The organism is Oleiphilus sp. HI0066, from assembly GCF_001635725.1.
Genome location: NZ_LWFH01000054.1, coordinates 1 through 1,112 on the forward strand (window position 1 = coordinate 1; position 1,112 = coordinate 1,112).

The following is a 1,112-nucleotide window of genomic DNA, read 5'->3' on the forward strand; positions in this document are numbered from 1 at the left end:
TACAAAATTATGACGCTGCAAGAAATTAAGCATTAACCGTACCGATAATGGCAGCGGTGTGCATTGAGGTTAAATACTAGATTTGTTCTTAAAGTTTGTCGAATTTTACTGCGTTATGAAGTATTAGCAGGGAGGGAAGGCACGGAGGATTCAGTGAGGGGGAATTCAGAGCGTGCGCAAAGCATATGCCTTGCGCGCAAATATAGTGCGTAGCGGTGTGAGTCTCTACGCGAAAACTTAGTCTAATTTGTCGGATGCAACGTGATAGTTAGGATCTTCAATAACGTTGACTTCAACAAGATTGCCAGCTTTTTCTAAGAGCAATCGACACTCTGGACTCAGGTGGCGGATGTGAAGGGTCTTTCCGGCATTTAGATAACGCTCAGCGAGCGTGTCAATTGCTTCAAGTCCACTATGATCGGCTACACGAGAACGGGCAAAGTCGACAATGATATCATCTTTATCACTTGCCACATCAAACTGCTCAAGGAAGTTTGAAGTTGAACCAAAGAATAAGGGGCCATCTACTTCGTATAGACTGCTGCCTTCTTTAGTTTCAGATTTGTTGACACTAACATGCTTAGCATGTTGCCATGCAAATACGAGTGCTGACACGATCACACCTACTACAACCGCTACGGCTAAATCGGTAACCACGGTGACGCTTGATACAAGGATTAATACAAAAGCATCGGCACGCGGAACTTTACGGATAATACGGAAGCTTGACCATTCGAAGGTGCCAATTACAACAATGAACATGACGCCAACCAATGCTGCTACTGGAATCTGTTCAATTAGGCTTGATGTAAACAAAATAAAGCATAGTAAAAATAGTGCAGCAGAGATTCCCGACAAGCGACCGCGGCCACCCGAGTTAACGTTAATCATACTTTGACCGATCATCGCGCAACCGCCCATACCGCCGAAGAAGCCCGTTACGGTATTGGCGACACCTTGGCCGACACATTCTTGATTTCCTTTGCCATGCGTTTGAGTGATTTCGTCGATCAGACTTAAGGTTAACAAAGATTCAATCAAACCGATCGTAGCTAGTACTAGGGCGTAAGGGAAGATAATCGTTAAGGTTTCCCATGTGAAAGGAACAGATG

1 protein-coding gene is annotated in these 1,112 nt (G+C 44.6%); it reads right to left on the reverse strand.

Going from position 1 to position 1,112, the window contains the following annotated elements; genetic code table 11:
* Positions 1–237 precede the first annotated feature (237 nt).
* On the reverse strand, positions 238–1,112 hold an 875-nt coding region (locus tag A3738_RS01040; RefSeq protein ID WP_156503858.1), incomplete at its 5' end, for a SulP family inorganic anion transporter.